We start from the raw sequence: 17154 nt of genomic DNA, 5'->3' as shown, positions 1-17154 counted from the left end.
ATGGCCGTTATACAAAGCACCCTCTAATCCATTGGCTTATTCCCAGTAAGCCAAATTCGACGTACACTCAAGGTATTTAGTACAACGCCATATTTTTATGCACCTGCTTATCATTGATGACCATGAAATTGTTAGAGACGGAATTAAAACACTCATTGAGCAAGAGTACGGGTGGCATGTATCTTATGCAGTTAGCTCTTTAGAAGAGCTACCTTCTTACGCTACGTTCGAAGAAATTGATGTTGCCATCTTGGATATATCCTTAGTAAATGGAAGCGGCTTTGATACTCTGGTAAAAATTAAACAGCAGGCTCCCTACGTAAAATGCCTGATGTTGAGTATGTATGAGCACGTAGGCTATATCAGTAAAGCACTTGAACTCGGTGCTGACGGTTACGTTACAAAGAATGCGGCAACCAAAGAGTTAATCGACGCATTGGAATCACTAGAGAAAGACGAAAACTATCTAAGTTCTGATTTAAGTAAAAAGTTAGCTTTCGGCGATAAGTGTTTAACCTCAATTCTTACGGAACGAGAAAAAGAAGTTTTCTTACTTCTCGCGAAGGGATTTCAACCTAAACAAATTGCCTATCATATTGATACTGCCCCTAAAACTGTGATGGTTCATAGAACCAATATCTATAAAAAACTCAACGTAACTTCTCAGTTTGGCCTGCTAAGAATTGCACTTGAAACAGGCTTTCTTGACGTCTCTGATGTGATTAATGATGATGTGCTGATCAAAGAAAACTAATGAAATTAAAGGACTTTATCAGCGTTAAATTTTTAGCTATCGGATTGGCGTATACCACTCTATTTCATAGTGTCTGGCTTTTCAGTACGCAGTTTGAAATTATTTCCGGTACGGTTAGCTGGTATTTGCCAGCTGGCGTTCGGTTAGCTGCTTTTTTAATGCTTCCGTTACGAAGCTGGCCGATGCTGGTTTTGGCAGAAAAACTCACCCACTTAGCTTTGTTTCACCCTGGCGGAATTCTCGACAATACCGCATTTTTAAGCGGTAGCTTTGGATGGTATTTAGTTCATTTAGTCATTTCACCCGCCTTACTATGTATAAGCGTTTACCTATTTAGACGGAAGGTAAGAGCGCCATATATCGATAGTGTGAATAGCACACTTGCCACACTGGCTTTTTGCATACTAATTAGTGCACTACTCGGTGCCACCTTTCTCGGTAGAAGGGCACTCGAACTCCAAACCGACATTTCAGTTTTTTTACCCATTCTGTTTGATTTTTTGTTGGGCGATTTTGTCGGTATCATTGTGCTCTGCCCTATATTATTTGCATTGCTATCAAAAGAGACCAAGTACAGGGAGAAAAACATGCTGTTCGCCATTGTCGGTGCATGGCTTCTCTTTCTGTTGTTAAGTGTTTATGTGTATAACAGTGGTACAAATATTAGCTATCAGGTTAAATACCTCGCGGTGTTCCCCGCACTATTTTTATCCTTTCGCTATGCTGTACTTGGCAGCGCACTGTCTTGTCTATTAATAGGCCTAACGGCTTTTGTAGTAGCGAGCCAAAGCAATCTTCCTCCACTGGAACATCAGTTTTATATTATTGCTCTATGCGTTAGCTGCTTAATTCTAGGCGCATCAATTAGTCAGTCTCTAGAAATGAACAGGGTACTGAGTCATAAAAATGAGGCACTGGAAAGGGCCGTGAATAGAGCCCAAGCCCTTTCGTCGAAATTAGTAAGCCTACAAGAAGATGAGAGAAAACGACTATCTCGAGATCTTCATGACGATTTTGGCCATCGCATTGTCGACCTTAAATTACAGCTAACACTCAATAAAGCCCTTGCCGACAAAGAGACACTTCTCAACAAGATAGATGCATTGTACCAAGCTATGAAAAAAAGTTTGGGAAGCCTGCGTCCCTCGGGCATCGACACACTTCCTATTGAGGCGGTCATTCAAGGCTCTGCTATTGTGTCCACGCTAAAAAAATCAAATATTGAGTATACATTTGAAGTGAAAGGCTCACCTTTTGCTTTTACCGCAGAACAAAAAATTCATATTTACAGAATTATACAAGAAGCGGTATCGAACAGTGTTAAGTACGCTAATGCATCACGTCTTGGTATTAATATTAGCTATACAGAAGCGAACACAACGTTTTGCGTGAGCGATAACGGGAAAGGTATTCCCGCTCACATAACAGGCGTATCTTCATCACATTTTGCCTTCCCTACCGACCGCCCGGACAATGCTGCTTCCCTCGGCTTATTATCAATGAAGGAGCGAGCCAAGCTAATAAACGGTAGCATTTATATCGAAAGCAGTTCATCTTCAGGGACCAATATCTGCCTATCCATCCCAAGACAATGAGTTGGATTGAATTGAGCAGTACCACCACATGAAGCTAATTCCCATCGCTCTTCAAACGGGTCTTGGATAGAGCGGTAATTTGTCACGCTTAATAACCGACTTTTTCTTGGTTACTTGTGCTACATTGTCATTGATTTCACAGACTTTTTGACAACCGTATGTATATTTTTCAGATTAACGCTTCGTTTTACACCCGCCTTGTTCGCTATATTAAGCCTCGATTGTTAATGATGTGGACTATCACCTTAATTGCGTTACTTGGGGGTTGTGTGAGTACCAAAGAACCTAGCCCTTACGCTTACACTCCCTCCCCTAACCCTTTTCAAGATGTTGTGCGTGCTCAGGAAAGGGCCTTAGAACAAGGAAAACTGTTGCTCGTTGTGCTCGGTGCACAATGGTGTCATGACAGCACTGGCCTCGCAGAGCGTTTTTCAACTCAGGAAATGGACCTTATTTTACGGGCTCACTATGAAACCGTATTTGTTGACGTTGGAACCCTTGAAGACAGAAGAAAAATTACAGAGCGGTTCGCCTATCCCAACTATTACGCGACGCCAACGGTAATGGTTGTTGAACCTAGTTCAGGCGCGCTATTGAACAGAACATCTATGGATATCTGGGGGAATGCTGACAGCATTCATTTAGACGATTACCTTGCTTACTTCTCTCGCTATCCAGCAATGACAGAAATGCAAAAGGCGCAGTTAATTAGTTGGAAACCAACAAACGAGGAAGTCGCTTACAACAAAGAGCAAGCGGCAAGGCTTCAACGTGCCTACGATAAGTTAGGTCCATTGCTTGTTGAGGATCTCAATGGAAATACACCAGAAGGTTTAAATGCACTTTGGAAAGAAGCTAAAACCTATCGTACAGAGCTTCAAAAAACCTTGGTTAAACGCGCAGAGCTAACGTTGGGTGAAAAGGGTGATAATGGCGTCAACACGAAACCGGCGCTTAGACACTATAACCCTTTTTCTTGGGAGCAGAACTGATTTTTACTGCTCTTCAAATAGCTAATACCATATATGATATTAGGAGCAGAAGGGACGTTCAAACAGACCTAACGTCCCTTACTTTAAAGTATCTAATTACAAATGAGCTAAACGAGCTGTTGGCTAGTTAGTGCTTGAAGCACTGCTCTGGCTTGAAGAATAATTATTTCGACGATTTGCCGAGCGATGCGCGCCACTACCTTCAGCTCCAGCGCTTCTGCGTCTCGCAGGTTTATCACCCGCACTTGACCTTCCACTCGAATTACCCGAGCGATTACTGCTATTCCCTGCCTTATTGTTCTGGCTTTGCCCACTTCTTCTGCTTCGAGATTTTTTTTCACCTTGGTTATTCTCATCGTCCATCAACGTCTTAGCAGCCTTTGGTTTCTTAGGCTTCTTTGGCTTAGACAACGTGGTTGGTGGAACGGCTTGCTGAGGCTCAAAACCTTCTAAGGTTTCTCTAGGAAGCAGCTTTTGAATCAGCGTTTCAATATCTTTAAGGTTCTGCAGTTCATCGACACTCACAAACGACCATGCCTGACCGCTTGCTCCTGCACGTCCTGTACGTCCAATTCTATGCACATAGTCAGCGGCTGTATTCGGTAAGTCTAAGTTTACCACTATCGGTAACTCACTGATGTCGATACCACGGGCAGCAATATCAGTAGCAACCAAAACCTTAATTTCACCACTTTTGAAGTCAGCGAGCGCTTTCGTTCTGGCGCCTTGGCTCTTGTTTCCGTGAATTGCAGCGCTTGGAATTTTTGAACGAGTGAGCTTTTCGGCAATTCGGTTTGCGCCATGTTTAGTGCGACTAAACACCAATACTTGCTCCCACTTCTGCTGTTTTATCAAGCAGATAAGTGCGGTGGTTTTTTTAGACTTATCGATAGTAACCAAATGCTGTTCTACGGCATCCACTGTCGTATTTGCAGGTGCAGTAGAAATGCTTACCGGATCACGGGTAATTGTTCTCGCTAGTGCCGTTATCTCTTCTGAGAAGGTTGCAGAGAAAAGTAAACTTTGACGATCTTTAGGTAATAGTTTGAGCACTCTTTTAATATCGTGAATAAAGCCCATGTCTAGCATTCTGTCAGCTTCGTCAAGAACCAAGACCTCTAGCTCAGAAAATTTCACTGCGTTTTGCTGATAAAGATCGAGTAATCTGCCAGGTGTTGCAATTAATACGTCAACCCCTTTACGAAGCTTCATCATTTGAGGATTGATACCGACGCCACCGAAAACGACGGCCGTTTTAAGCGGTAAAAATTCGCTAAATGCCTGAATACTTTCTTCGACCTGGGCGGCCAACTCGCGGGTAGGCGTCAAAATAAGCGCTCTAATATTGTTGCCCGATACCGGCTGTCCCGACATTAGCCTTTGTAAGATAGGAAGACCAAAGCCCGCCGTTTTTCCGGTTCCCGTTTGTGCAGCGGCCAATACATCTCTGCCTTGTAATATTTCAGGAATGGCTTTCTCTTGAATAGGTGATGGTGTGCTAAACCCACGTTTTTCGATAGCTTTCAATAAAGGTTCAGCGAGCCCTAAATGGGTAAATGACATTAATAAACTCCTGTCATAGGTATTTTAAAAAAGGTGCATACCGCAAAGGTATAAGCGCTAGTGCTTAATTGCTAACCATGGGGGTTATAGATTACTGGGAAAACCTAAAGAGATACGCCATTGCCGACTTGGCTTATTGGTGTTTGAAATCAAGAAAAGAACGGATGTATTTACTCTTACAAAGTGCGGGCGGAGTTTACCATTAATCGAACGCGGTCACCAGCGCATTTTTTGTCCAACAAGGCTCGCACTCATATCTTGACTGAATGCTGCCTTACGAATTTTGTTAAGTGATTGTCAATCCAGCTATTCATAATGTTCTTTAAGGCGTTATTTGAATTCGATATATAAAACCTTACGTATTTAGGTTTCCCTACTACTAATTGCTGATGTAATTCAATTCAAAAAAAGATAAAACGTCTATACTCAAATAGCGCTGAAGCTATCGCAATTTTACTAGGTGTTTCCACTCTCTATGTTCACTCATTTCACTGTTAAAAATAATTAGAGTGTTACCTTGAAAAGTCTACGTTCACAAATCTCTTTTAATACCGTCACCTCAATCGCAGTGATAAGTACGCTTATCATTGGTTTATCCATTTATGTTTATGAAAAACTCTATGTTGAGTTTGTTTCAGCAGAAGTGAACGCGATAGGTGAGAATATCGCGGTTGATTTGATAGATTTTATTGACGACCCAGCCGGTAGCTTTTACCAAACCGAAGTATTACTCAGACTCGGTGAATATGACTACGCAGAAACCGCCTACATATTAAATAACGATGGAAACGTGTTAAATATGTATATTGGCCCAGCTGGAATAAACGGAGAGAAAACCCCACTAGGCCCTTCTAAAGAAGAGCGGGATGGCAAAGTCTCTAACGGCGTTTTGCCTGAAAACCTTTCTTCTTTTTCACATGTTGACAAATCTATTGCTTCACTTGCACTTGGCCTTCATCAAATCCAAAATAAAGTTGTGGTGGTAAAAACCATCGGTGAGTCAACATTTCCACTTGGTAAGTTCATTTTAGTCTTCAACCTTCAAGACGCATTAAGAGATAGTCGCAAGCGATACATTACGCTTGTAACACCATCAGTCGCCTTTCTTATAATACTTGCACTTCTAATTTCAGTAAGAGCACAACGAAAGGTATTTCAGCCTCTTAATACGCTAATAAAAACGATGGATAGCGTGGTTGACGACAAAAACTACGACGTAAAAGTAGAGGAAATCGATAGAGAGGAGACCCTTTCTCTGTCTCGCGCCTTTAATAACATGATGTCCAATATTAAAGCGCAATCTGAAGCAAATGCAGAAAAAAATGCGCTTTTACAAAAACAGCAATCGCAGATGGAAAAGCTTGCTAATTTTGATGCGTTAACTGGTTTGCCCAACAGACAGTTTTTAATGCACCTTCTCACAAGAGAGCTTGCCAAATCTCGCATGAATCATAGCGAGCTTGGTTTGCTTTTTGTTGATATCGACGGTTTTAAATCAATTAATGACTCTTTTGGGCATGATATCGGCGATAAGTTTTTGATCCATATTAGTGCGGCTATGACGAACATTCTTAGTAAAGACCATACTTTAGGGCGTCTAGGTGGAGATGAATTTATTGTGATAGTACCCAATTTGCCAAGTAAACAGGCACTAGAGGATACTGCCAATAAGCTTGTAGACGCGGTGAATCGTACACATATTTTTAGCTCATTTCGTTTTGATTCTAGCGCGAGTGTGGGGCTTGCTCTTGCAAGTGAATGTGGATACGAGTTGTCCAACCTTGTCACTAATGCCGATGTAGCCATGTATAAAGCGAAAGACGACGGTAAGGCTAGGTATACATGGTTTAGCGAAGCGATGCTTGCTAATACTCAGCGCAAGGTTCTTATATCAACGAGGCTCTCACAAGCGCTAGAAGGCGACGCTTTTTACCTTAGTTATCAAGCAAAAGTTGATTCGGACGAAAACGTAATCGGCTTTGAAGCCTTGCTTCGCTGGCATGATGATGTATTAGGAGAAGTATCGCCAGCGGAGTTTATTCCTATAGCAGAACAAACGGAAAAGGTGTCGCTAATCAGTATGTGGGTTATAAAACGTGTTGGTATCGAAGCCCCTCAGTTAATTGAGTCATTCGGTCAACATATTGTCATTTCAATAAACCTTAGCCCGATGGATTTAAATAGCAACAAGCTTACTCAATTTATAATCAGCGAAATGGATACTGACAGGCTACCATCAAAAAACCTTGAATTTGAAATCACTGAAACCGCATACATGAACAATTTCAACGTCGCTAATAGCTTTTTTACCGCTATCAAAAAGCATGGCTGTCGGTTGGCGTTAGATGATTTCGGAACGGGTTATTCTTCGTTAGGCTACTTAACAAAATTCGATATTGATACGTTGAAAATCGATCGCAGCTTTGTAAATGATATTGGAAGTTCAAAGCAATCAGAATTAATCACTAAGACAATAATTGAAATGGCAAAAAGCTTAAACTTTTCCGTCTGTGCTGAAGGTGTGGAAACCCATGAACAAGCACGTTTTTTAAAGCAGAACGGCTGTCATGTTCTTCAAGGCTTCCTGTACAGTAGGCCAGCTCCACTTAAAAACATCATAGCTAGCAGTTTGGCGAGATAAACGGTTTTCAGAGAGTATGAGGCCGAACGAAGGCCTCACATCTCCATTAATTATAGGCTGGCGTAGACCACGGTTAAATGAGAAGGTAGTTCTGTTCCTGCTGGCACGTAGCCTACAGCGCCTTCATTTTCGTCTAAATATTGCAGCATGGCCTGCAGTGAGTCCATTTCTTTTGGCGCTGTCATTCGACCACTGAAACGCATTTGCGCCCAGTAGGACTGAATTCTTGACTCAGGCAGCGCAATGACTTTTGCGTTGAAAATAGACCGGGCCCTGTGACCGGGCATCATAGATACTGGCTCAAGCACCGACGAGCTCGAGGTGCTGTTGTTCATAAACAACGTCCTAACCTCGGCTTTTGAAAGCGCAATGTTACTATCGGAAACATTGGCCACTACCCAAATATTATCTTGCCCAAACGCAGGAGAAAAACTTAGCAAAGACAACAATATTAGCGTGTACTTCAGCATCAAAATACCCACTCTAACGCTAGTTGGTAAAGCATCGCGTTTCTATCAAAAGTCTCGTCTTGGATATCAAAGAAAGACGTTTTACCTTGCTTTCCATCTAAAAGTGAAACCTCTGCTTTTAGCGCAACGTTTGTCTTTACGTCCCACCTAGCACCAAGTGTCCACGTGTCTAGGTCATCTGTTGGGAAGAAGCTGTTAAGTATATCAACACCAAAACGAAGTTCATCAAGTTCTGGAGAAATGCCTGGGGGAATTGTGTTTTCAATAGTATTCAGCGACTGATTTGAAGATGCATAAGTTAGATGAAAGAGCACGCTGTCGTAGTAATAGCCATAAGAGATATAAAAGCTCTCGAGGTTTGCCAGCACGTCGATATCGGACGATACCTTCATCCATTCGCCGCTCATATACCAATTTAACGTGTCGTAACTTGCCCCAAGCAAAAACGCTCTGGCGCTGTCGTTAATTTCGAACTTTTCTGCAAGTTGCTCAAACCCGGCAGCCCTTAAACCTTGCAAAAAAGGCGCAATTTCGTCGATTGTCGTCTCAACTTTGGGGCCATTAATAGTAGCGGTTCTTAGCTGAAGGCCACCGTAATTCACTTCTATAACACCGCCGAATAGCTGGTCTAGCTCAACCTCAACGTCAATACCGCTTGAAACAAGGCTGTCTTCATATCGGCCATAATAAGCCTCAAAATCGACAATAAAATCACCAATGTTTGCTCTGTAGCGTGCATTTGCACCTTCGTACTGAGAAAACATATAGCTACTGTAAAGCTGTTGCGGAGCATTTACCCAAGGATAAGCAAAGCCGACATCGATAACGTCAGAATATTTAAGAAATGGCGTACGCAAACGGCCCACGTTAAATTGAATTTCTTCAGTAGGGGTGTAAGTAAGATATAACCATTCTACGCCCGACTCACGATCTTCATCGGTGTGAAGTAAAAGCTGGACGGAAGCAGATAGCGTCGAAGAAAAGTTATAATCCGCTTGAACAGCAATCAGAGATTTTTCAGAAAAGCTAACGTTATCATCGTAGCCTTCATACGTTGCCTTGTCTGTATCGACAAAGCCACCAACTACTCTTGCGAAGCCCGAAAGCTCAAGCTTGTCTGTCTCCCCAGCGGCTTGGGAGGACAAAACCATAGCCGCTGCGGCCGTTAAGGCTATCAGTAATTTAAAATTGGTCATTGCATCAACTTTTAGGTTGCGAATTAGTGAAATTTCAACCTCAACGAGATTGAACAGTTCACCTCACCTATATGATAGTTCGCGTTCGCAAAATCACCAATACCTACTTTAGTCAGAAAAACCGGCATATTTGCCGGCCTATTTAAGCGTTTCTTAATGCGCCTTCATTGAACACTACGCTTTCGAGCGCGCTTCTGCTATCAGATTTCATTGTTTACCTGCAATCCACTTCGGCTTCAAAACTCAAAGGCCCCACCGGCAAACGTGTTATTTATTGCAAGTTAACTTAAAAGGCCCAGATAAATGACCACAAACCACATGTACCGTATCACAACTCGTGCATCCTCTATTTGCTACGTCATAGACATGCAGAGGTAGTAGATATAAAGACTAATAGCCTTTTTTGGGGCATAGTTGAGATACCAGAAGCGATGATTTACTGAAACAACGATAAAAAAAGCTTTACCAGATTTGATATAACAGTTAAAAAACGCGCAATTAATCCACGCACTAACCACATCTAAATTTAATGATGAGGTGAACAAGTGAAAAAAAGTATGAATGTTGAAAGCTTAACCCAGCAATTTGAAGAAAAAATGGCGCTAATAAAAACATCAGTTACGTCTGATAGTTTTTTTATACAGCTAGTTACCATCGCCGTCATTTATTGTGTTGCCTTCTTACTCGCCAGACAAGTGAAAAAGCCCTTTAGGTTCACGCGGGAGAAGCCAGAGAAAGGTGCACATACAATGCACGGTTTTTTATACAATCTCGGTGAAGCGCTTTTTCCGCTTATTACGATAAGCATGTTAAAGCTGACCACTGTGCTCGGCGCACAATTCCAGTTCGATGCTTGGCTGTTGGAAATCGCTGTTGTTGTTGCGCTAATGCTGTTTGTTAATTCGCTAATAACAGGTTTTGTCGAAAACAAAATGATCGCGGCTTGCATGCGTTGGGTCGGTTTACCCATTTTGTTCTTACACCTAGTAGGTGTACTTCCGCTTATTACGTCAGCTTTAGAGTCTATGGCTATCTCTGTTGGCAATGTCCAAATTTCAGCTTATGGCGTGACTCGAGTGTTGCTGTTTGGCGGCCTATTGTTTTGGTTGGGTCGCAGCTCAAATGCAATTGGCCAAGATATTATTAGAAACCACAAGTCTCTCGATGTATCGACAAAGGAAGTTTTTGCAAAGCTCTTCGAGGTAGCGCTTTTCTGTGTAGTTTTTTTACTGTTGCTTAATGTTATGGGCATCAATTTAACTGCACTTGCTGTTTTCGGCGGCGCTTTGGGCGTAGGTCTTGGTTTAGGACTTCAGTCTATAGCTTCAAACTTTATCTCAGGTATTATTATCTTACTGGATAAGTCCCTCACCGTAGGTGACTATGTTGAGCTTGAAGATGGCCAAAAAGGCATCGTTAGAGAGTTTAAAATGCGCTATGCCGTGCTAGAAACTTATGATGGCAAAGATGTACTCGTACCTAACGAAAAATTCATCAGCTCTTTACTCATTAATTGGACTCATAAGAATCAAAAGCAGCGCTATCGTATCGATTTTTCTGTTGCCTATAAGACTGACATCCGCGCTATGGTAGAAATTATCAAGGAAGCAGTCTCAGAGCATCCACAAGTAATAAGCGGTGACGATATTCCTTTTGAAGAATTGCCTGACTGCGAGATTGATAGCTTTGGCGATTCAGGGGTAAATATGTTTGTAGAGTTTTGGATGGAAGGAATAGACGACGGAAAAAATCGTGTCGGCGGAGATCTTTTACTCACTGTTTTTGAAACGTTACGCGAACATGATATTGAAATTCCATTCCCTCAGCGCGAAGTTCGCGTGATCAACGAACAAGGCATTGGAATTAGAAACACAACCCCCTAAACAGCCTTACTTCACCTTCGCGCTTGGCTAAAACCGTGCGCGAAGGGTATCCCATTGCCACTCTTGCGTTTCAAGCCCAAGTGTACGGGTAAACTTTTCGTAATCGCTTTGCCCCATCGCAGTTGCGACTGTTTTAAGCTGAGATTTAGCCTTGATTGCTTTCACCTGAAGCAGCTCAAGTCGCTTATCTGCACTAGCGTCGAAGTTATCCAGAAGAATTGCGTTGGCTTTACTGGTCGCCTCCCAAGCAGTCAATACATACCCTATGAGCTTAATATAAACTGCCACCATCCGTTTTCGCTCGAAAATATTCTCAAATATTGAGCCTGTTATTGCGTTATGAAAACTTGATTCTGTTTCATTAGGCACTAACGCGTTCAAACCTTTCAGTTCTTTCAATACTTCGTTTAGAAGACGAATGTGAGCCGCAGTATTGCGTGCCTCAAAAGAGAGCGAAGTAATATCGTCACTTAGCATTTCTAAATTAACTAAAGAACGTTGGATGCTTGCCATTTCGATGGTGTTCGTAGAAGCGAAAAATAACATTTAGTGTATCGAAATCGAGCCAAGTTTGCGAAGCAAACTATCGGATTCAAAGCGAGATAACACATACTTAATCAACAAATGATTAGTTTATCCTACTACTAGTCGATTTCATTCCACTCTTTGGATTATGCCAGTCCGCATAGATAAGACTTCTAAGATATGAAATTTCAAGAAAAAGGGCGCCGAAGCGCCCTTGTTATTTGTGGTACTTTTTTGTAGTACTTTAACGAATTCCGAGTTCTCGCTTATTTTTCCAACTTAGCATTTAAGTCGTGACGTAAGTCAAAACGGTCAAGCGTCATAACCTTTGTCCACGCATCGACAAAGTCTTCAACAAAGCGAGTTTTTGCATTGTCGTAAGCGTACACTTCGGCAACAGCGCGTAACTCACTGTTTGAACCAAATACCAAGTCTACTGGCGTTCCTGTATACATTACTTCGCCAGTTTTTCTGTTAAACCCTTCGTAAACAGATGGATCGTCAGTTTTTCTCCATTTAACGCCCATATCAAGCAGCGTTACGAAGAAATCATTGTTAAGCGTGCCCACATTGTCGGTAAATACACCGTGTGTAGAGCCGCCTACATTTGCGCCCAATGAACGTAGACCACCTAATAGCACGGTCATTTCAGGCACTGTCAGATTTAGCTGATCAGCTTTATCTACCAGCATATCTGTTGGCGAACGGTAGCTTGCTTCGGCGTTGTAATAATTTCTAAATGCATCAGCCGTCGGCTCAAGAAGCGCAAAAGAGTTAACATCTGTTTGCTCTTGTGTCGCATCTGTACGCCCTAGAACGACCGGAACCGTGATATCAACACCAGCATCTTTAGCCGCTTTTTCGATAGCAGCAGCGCCGCCAATGACTATCAAGTCAGCTAGCGATACCTTTTTCTTAGAGAACATACGAGAGTTGTACTCTTCCTGTAGTTCCTTAAGTTTCGCTACTACTGCTTTAACTGTTTCAGGCTCGTTTGCTTCCCAACTCATTTGAGGCTCTAACGCTATTCGTGCGCCATTTGCACCACCACGCAAGTCAGAAGCACGGAAACTAGAAGCCGCTGCCCATGCAGTTTTTACTAACTGCTGAACGGTTAGACCGCTCTCCAAAATATCCGCTTTTAACTTCTTAACGTCTTTATCAGAAATGGTTTTATAGTCTGCCTTTGGTACCGGATCTTGCCAGATGAAGTTTTCTTCTGGGATATCGTTACCTAGATAGCGAGACTTAGGTCCCATGTCACGGTGTGTAAGCTTAAACCACGCTTTTGCGAACGCTGTTTGATACTCTTTTGGATCAGCCAAAAAGCGTTCAGCAATTTTGCGATATTCAGGATCATATTTAAGCGCAAGGTCAGCCGTCGTCATCACCGGTGGGTTTTTCTTACCTTCAACGTGTGCATCTGGTACTGACGTATGCAGTGACTCATCGGTAGGGATCCACTGAATAGCACCAGCCGGACTGCGGGTTTGCTTCCACTCAAAACCTAGCAAGTTCTGCAGGTACAAGCTTGTCCATTTGGTAGGTAGTTGTGTCCAAGCCCCTTCAAGACCACTGGTTACTGTGTCTTCTGCATTACCTTTACCACAATTATTTTTCCATCCTAAGCCCTGCTCTTCAAGACCAGCACCACCTGGCTCTGCTTCTAAACAATCCGCAGGTTTGTGTGCACCATGCATTTTACCGAAAGTGTGACCACCAGCAATTAGCGCTACCGTCTCTTCATCGTTCATTGCCATACGGCCAAAGGCTGTACGAATATTTTTTGCTGAGCCCATCGGATCAGGCACACCTTTAGGTCCCTCTGGGTTCACGTAAATAAGGCCCATATGCGTAGCGCCAAGTGGGCGCTGAAGCTTGCCATCGCGCTCTTCACGGTCGCTCGCTAGCATTTCAACCTCTGGACCCCAATACACCATATCAGGCTCCCAGTCGTCGGTACGACCGCCCGCGAAGCCATAGGTATCAAAGCCCATGTTTTCCATACCTACGGTGCCTGCAAGAATCATTAAGTCGCCCCATGAAAGGCTCTCACCGTACTTTTGCTTAATCGGCCACAATAGACGTCGCGCTTTATCTAGGTTTCCGTTATCTGGCCAACTATTAAGTGGATCAAAGCGCATTTGACCACCATCACCGCCTCCACGGCCATCTAGCGTGCGGTACGTCCCTGCACTGTGCCACGAGAGACGAATAAAGAAAGGACCATAGTTACCGAAATCTGCTGGCCACCAATCTTGCGATGTCGTTAGCAATTCATTGATATCACTTTTAACTTGGTCAAGGTCAAGCTTGGAAAATGCCTTAGCATAACTAAAGTCGTTCCCCAAAGGATTAGAACGATTGTCATGATCTCTAAGTGGCGCTAAGTCTAGTTGATCTGGCCACCAAAATTGATTGGTTTTAGCTTGGAAAGCTTTTGCCATGCCTGTGCCTTTTGCACCGGCAGGCTTGCTGATTTGATCATTAGCAACTGCACATGTCGCGCTAAGTGAAAGTGCAACTAATGCTGACAGTGTGGTTCTTTTAAACCTATTGATAGTCATGGTTTTTCCCGTCTCGATTAAATTTTGCTACTGGTACCGATGCGTAAGACGCCGGTTATCATTAACATCTTATTTACTTGTTTGCCTGATAGAAGATAGACAGTGTTGCCAACTTTTTACAGTCGATAAAATGGATTTACACGATTAGAAAAACCAATCAAATGAATTATCCTTAAAATTCAAAAGATTAAAACGTCATCGGTTCTAATTACTGCACCTCTTGCAAATAACTACATGAAATATTTAAAAGACTAATCATGGTTTGAGAATCTATTTCACGAGAGTAGGAAAATTTTGCTCGCTCTATTTTGTGTGACGCCTCCTAAAACTGATAAGTGTTTAATAATCGTACGAAAAAAGAGTCATCTTTGAAAAAATTTCTTTGCTTTGAACGATAATTTGAAATTTCTACCATGGCACAACTGTTGAAGGGATGTTGTAGGAATCAATCACACATTAACTTCAATAAGAAGTCGATGGAATGTTATAGAAGTAATGAGGACGAACTTATGAAAAACACACTTAAAACACTTACTGGACTAGCTGCGGTTGCATCAATTAGTGCAATGGCTTCGTTTGGCGCAAACGCTCAATCTAATCAAATTGAAGCGAAAGACAGCGGTTTTTACGTAGGTGGTAATTACGGCTACCTTCGCGTTGAAGGTGAAGATGACTTTGATGATGACAAAGACGTATGGCAAGGCCTAGTGGGTTACAAATTCAATGAGTGGGTAGCGATTGAAGGTGGCTACATTGACTTTGGCGATTATGGTAATGATATTGCAGGCGCTGAAACTGATGGCTATACCGCGGCAATTAAAGGTATTTTGCCATTAACCGAACGCTTCTCACTTTATGCTAAGGCGGGTCAGCTTTGGTCTGAAACTGAATATAATTTTGCAGGTATATCGCGAGATAACGACGATGAGAGCCTTTTCGTTGGCGCAGGTCTAAGCTATGCGATTACAAGTAACTTCCTGATTAATGCTGAATATACTGTATATGATACAGAATTGGACGCAGACGAAGCATTTGACGATATCGACGATACCGATTTTGAAACCGATCTAAAACAAGCCAGCATTGGTGTTGAGTATCGCTTTTAATTGCTAGCCGAAGCTATATTAAAACATAGTCAAATTTGAATAGAAGGCCTTCGCCCAGTGGCGAAGGCTTTTTCTAAGCTAGTACATCTAAGCAACTAACCGTCAATGCGCTGAATAAGTTGTGCCAACTCCTCAATTTTTGAAACCGTCGCCTTAACAAGGTTGTCAATTTCATTTGAAGATGACTGAGAATTACCTGCTAGCGTCCTTACTTCATCCGCTACGACTGCGAAGCCTCTTCCCATTTCACCGGCTCTTGCTGCCTCAATTGCCGCGTTTAACGCTAATAGATTCGTTTGTTCTGAAATGGAGTTAATTGTGCCGACAATATTGCTAATTGTTTGACTGGTAACAAGAAGATCCTTCATCGCATCTTGAGTATCGTTAACCGCTTGTTTTCGAGTCGTGATATTGATCGCAAAAAAGACAAACCGGGTGATTTGCCCGTTAAAGTTTTTAAGGGCACTAATCCGTGCGTCAAATGCCAAATAGTTTCCGTCTTTCTCAAGTTCTATAATTTTAGAAACAAAGCCGGAGGTCTCTAACGCCGATTTGTCTTCTGGCGATAGCTTGCCCATCACTTCATTAGCAAACTCCTTAGTACCAATCACGCCATTTAAATTGTCGCGAAGTAGCTTGTTCGCTTCTATAACTTCACCATTTGGTTCCATTTCAAGGAGAGCCAAAGCACTGCCAATTGCCTTGAGTTTATTGGTAAAGTCTAACGCCATTTGTTTTACGCGAGTTATGTCTGCTTGAACTGCGATGAAATTGACTAGATTGCCATCTTTAAAAACAGGGTTAATGGAAAGTGACGTCCAATAAGGCGCACCATCTTTTCTATAGTTAAGCACCTCATCGTAAAAGGCTTCTCTATTTTTTAATTTCTGTCGAATAACGCTTACTGTTCGCTGGTCTGTTTCTTCACCTTGTAGGAAAGACCCTGGTTTTTTACCTTTTACTTCGTCGAGTTGCCAACCAGTCAGTCGATAAAATCCATTGTTTACATATTCAATAAGCCCATCTGCGTCAGAAATAATAACCGCATTGTCGGTCTCATTAGCGACAAGAGACAGCATGCGCTGTAGCTCCCGTTGCTCCACTTCTTGAGTAACATCCCTTATAAACGCCGTATAAAGTGTTCTGTCTGCCAGCCGTACTTTCGATAGCGAAAGCCTTCCCCACAAGCTTTTACCGTCTTTTCGCTCGACTTTTACTTCGCGACTTGTCCCTACAATTTTATCCTGACCTGTTTCTCGGTTGGCATTAACATAATTGTCGTGGTTTGATTGTATTTCTTGAGGTACCAACATCTTAACGTTGCACCCAATCACTTCCTCTCTCCGGTACCCCCAAAGCTTTTCCGCAGAAGCATTAAACAGGGTTACATTATTGTTTTCATCAATACAAACTACCGCATCTAACGCCTGTTCAAGCGTTTGCTCAACAATTTCCCGAGCCTCTCTTTCTTCGGTTACATCTCGAACAAACGCGGTGTAGTGCTTTTTACCGCCGACAACAACCTGAGACAGCGCAAGCTGAACCCAAATTCGCTCTCCGCTTTTAGTTTCTAGCTCTACTTCTCGGGCGCTTCCAACTATTTTGTTTACGTTGGTCTCTCTATGGGTATTTACATAGCTGTCATGATTAGCTTGATGCTCTTGAGGGACGAGCATTCTGATATTTTTACCAAGCACCTCACTTGGCGCATACCCCCATAAGCGCTGGGCAGCATTGTTGTAAAACGTGATATTATTTTTTTCATCTATCGTCACAACCGCGAGGATAGACTGGGAAAGTGCCTGTTCTGCCGCATTTTCGCGCGAAAAGAAATTCATTGCTTTGCCTTTAGTTCACACAAC

12 protein-coding genes are annotated in these 17154 nt (G+C 42.5%); 6 read left to right on the top strand and 6 right to left on the bottom strand.

The window, feature by feature from the left end; translation table 11 throughout:
* Positions 1–97: 97 nt before the first annotated feature.
* The 3 genes from C6Y39_RS15130 to C6Y39_RS15120 all read left to right on the top strand — a co-directional run bounded on the left by C6Y39_RS15130 (position 98) and on the right by C6Y39_RS15120 (position 3341).
* Positions 98–754 carry a response regulator gene (locus tag C6Y39_RS15130; protein WP_105932079.1) on the top strand — a complete coding sequence of 219 codons (657 nt, stop codon included), beginning with the start codon at positions 98–100 and terminating at the stop codon, positions 752–754.
* Complete coding sequence (locus tag C6Y39_RS15125) at positions 754–2349, top strand: ATP-binding protein (RefSeq protein WP_105932078.1); 1596 nt, start codon at positions 754–756, stop codon at positions 2347–2349. The genes C6Y39_RS15130 and C6Y39_RS15125 overlap by 1 nt, the downstream gene beginning before the upstream one ends.
* A 269-nt stretch (positions 2350–2618) precedes the next feature.
* Positions 2619–3341, top strand: coding sequence for a thioredoxin family protein (locus tag C6Y39_RS15120; protein ID WP_240618912.1), 723 nt, complete (start codon positions 2619–2621; stop codon positions 3339–3341).
* Between the two features lie 123 nt (positions 3342–3464).
* Here the strand turns inward: C6Y39_RS15120 and C6Y39_RS15115 are convergent, their stop codons facing one another.
* Positions 3465–4904, bottom strand: a complete 1440-nt coding sequence (locus C6Y39_RS15115; protein ID WP_105932076.1) for a DEAD/DEAH box helicase — start codon at positions 4902–4904, stop codon at positions 3465–3467.
* Positions 4905–5421: 517 nt separating this feature from the next.
* Between C6Y39_RS15115 and C6Y39_RS15110 the strand changes: the two genes are divergently transcribed.
* A complete protein-coding gene (locus tag C6Y39_RS15110) occupies positions 5422–7545 on the top strand; it encodes an EAL domain-containing protein (RefSeq protein ID WP_105932075.1) in 2124 nt (707 codons plus the stop codon).
* A 50-nt stretch (positions 7546–7595) separates the two neighbouring features.
* Here the strand turns inward: C6Y39_RS15110 and C6Y39_RS15105 are convergent, their stop codons facing one another.
* Together C6Y39_RS15105 and C6Y39_RS15100 are read right to left on the bottom strand one after the other, a co-directional pair.
* Positions 7596–8015, bottom strand: a complete 420-nt coding sequence (locus C6Y39_RS15105; RefSeq protein ID WP_105932149.1) for a hypothetical protein — start codon at positions 8013–8015, stop codon at positions 7596–7598.
* Complete coding sequence (locus C6Y39_RS15100) at positions 8015–9211, bottom strand: hypothetical protein (RefSeq protein ID WP_105932074.1); 1197 nt, start codon at positions 9209–9211, stop codon at positions 8015–8017. Before C6Y39_RS15100 ends, C6Y39_RS15105 begins: the two co-directional genes overlap by 1 nt.
* A 557-nt stretch (positions 9212–9768) precedes the next feature.
* Between C6Y39_RS15100 and C6Y39_RS15095 the strand changes: the two genes are divergently transcribed.
* Positions 9769–11094, top strand: coding sequence for a mechanosensitive ion channel family protein (locus C6Y39_RS15095; RefSeq protein WP_105932073.1), 1326 nt, complete (start codon positions 9769–9771; stop codon positions 11092–11094).
* A gap of 27 nt (positions 11095–11121) precedes the next feature.
* On the opposite strand, the gene C6Y39_RS15090 is transcribed toward C6Y39_RS15095, so the two are convergent.
* Together C6Y39_RS15090 and katG are read right to left on the bottom strand one after the other, a co-directional pair.
* Positions 11122–11607 carry a hypothetical protein gene (locus tag C6Y39_RS15090; RefSeq protein WP_105932072.1) on the bottom strand — a complete coding sequence of 162 codons (486 nt, stop codon included), beginning with the start codon at positions 11605–11607 and terminating at the stop codon, positions 11122–11124.
* 278 nt (positions 11608–11885) lie between these two features.
* The gene (gene katG / locus C6Y39_RS15085; protein ID WP_105932071.1) at positions 11886–14186 is read right to left on the bottom strand and encodes a catalase/peroxidase HPI; all 2301 of its coding nucleotides are present in this window, start codon (positions 14184–14186) and stop codon (positions 11886–11888) included.
* Positions 14187–14695: 509 nt separating this feature from the next.
* On the opposite strand from katG, the gene C6Y39_RS15080 reads away from it, so the two are divergent.
* The gene (locus C6Y39_RS15080) at positions 14696–15292 is read left to right on the top strand and encodes a porin family protein (RefSeq protein ID WP_105932148.1); all 597 of its coding nucleotides are present in this window, start codon (positions 14696–14698) and stop codon (positions 15290–15292) included.
* A 95-nt stretch (positions 15293–15387) separates the two neighbouring features.
* Here the strand turns inward: C6Y39_RS15080 and C6Y39_RS15075 are convergent, their stop codons facing one another.
* Entirely contained in the window at positions 15388–17130 is a 1743-nt protein-coding gene (locus tag C6Y39_RS15075; protein ID WP_105932070.1) for a PAS domain S-box protein, read from the bottom strand.
* Positions 17131–17154 lie beyond the last annotated feature (24 nt).

This window comes from Alteromonas gracilis (assembly GCF_002993325.1).
GTDB classification, from domain to species: Bacteria; Pseudomonadota; Gammaproteobacteria; order Enterobacterales; family Alteromonadaceae; genus Alteromonas; species Alteromonas gracilis.
The sequence above is the reverse complement of the archived record's forward strand: the minus strand, read 5'-3'. Positions and strand labels throughout refer to the sequence as shown.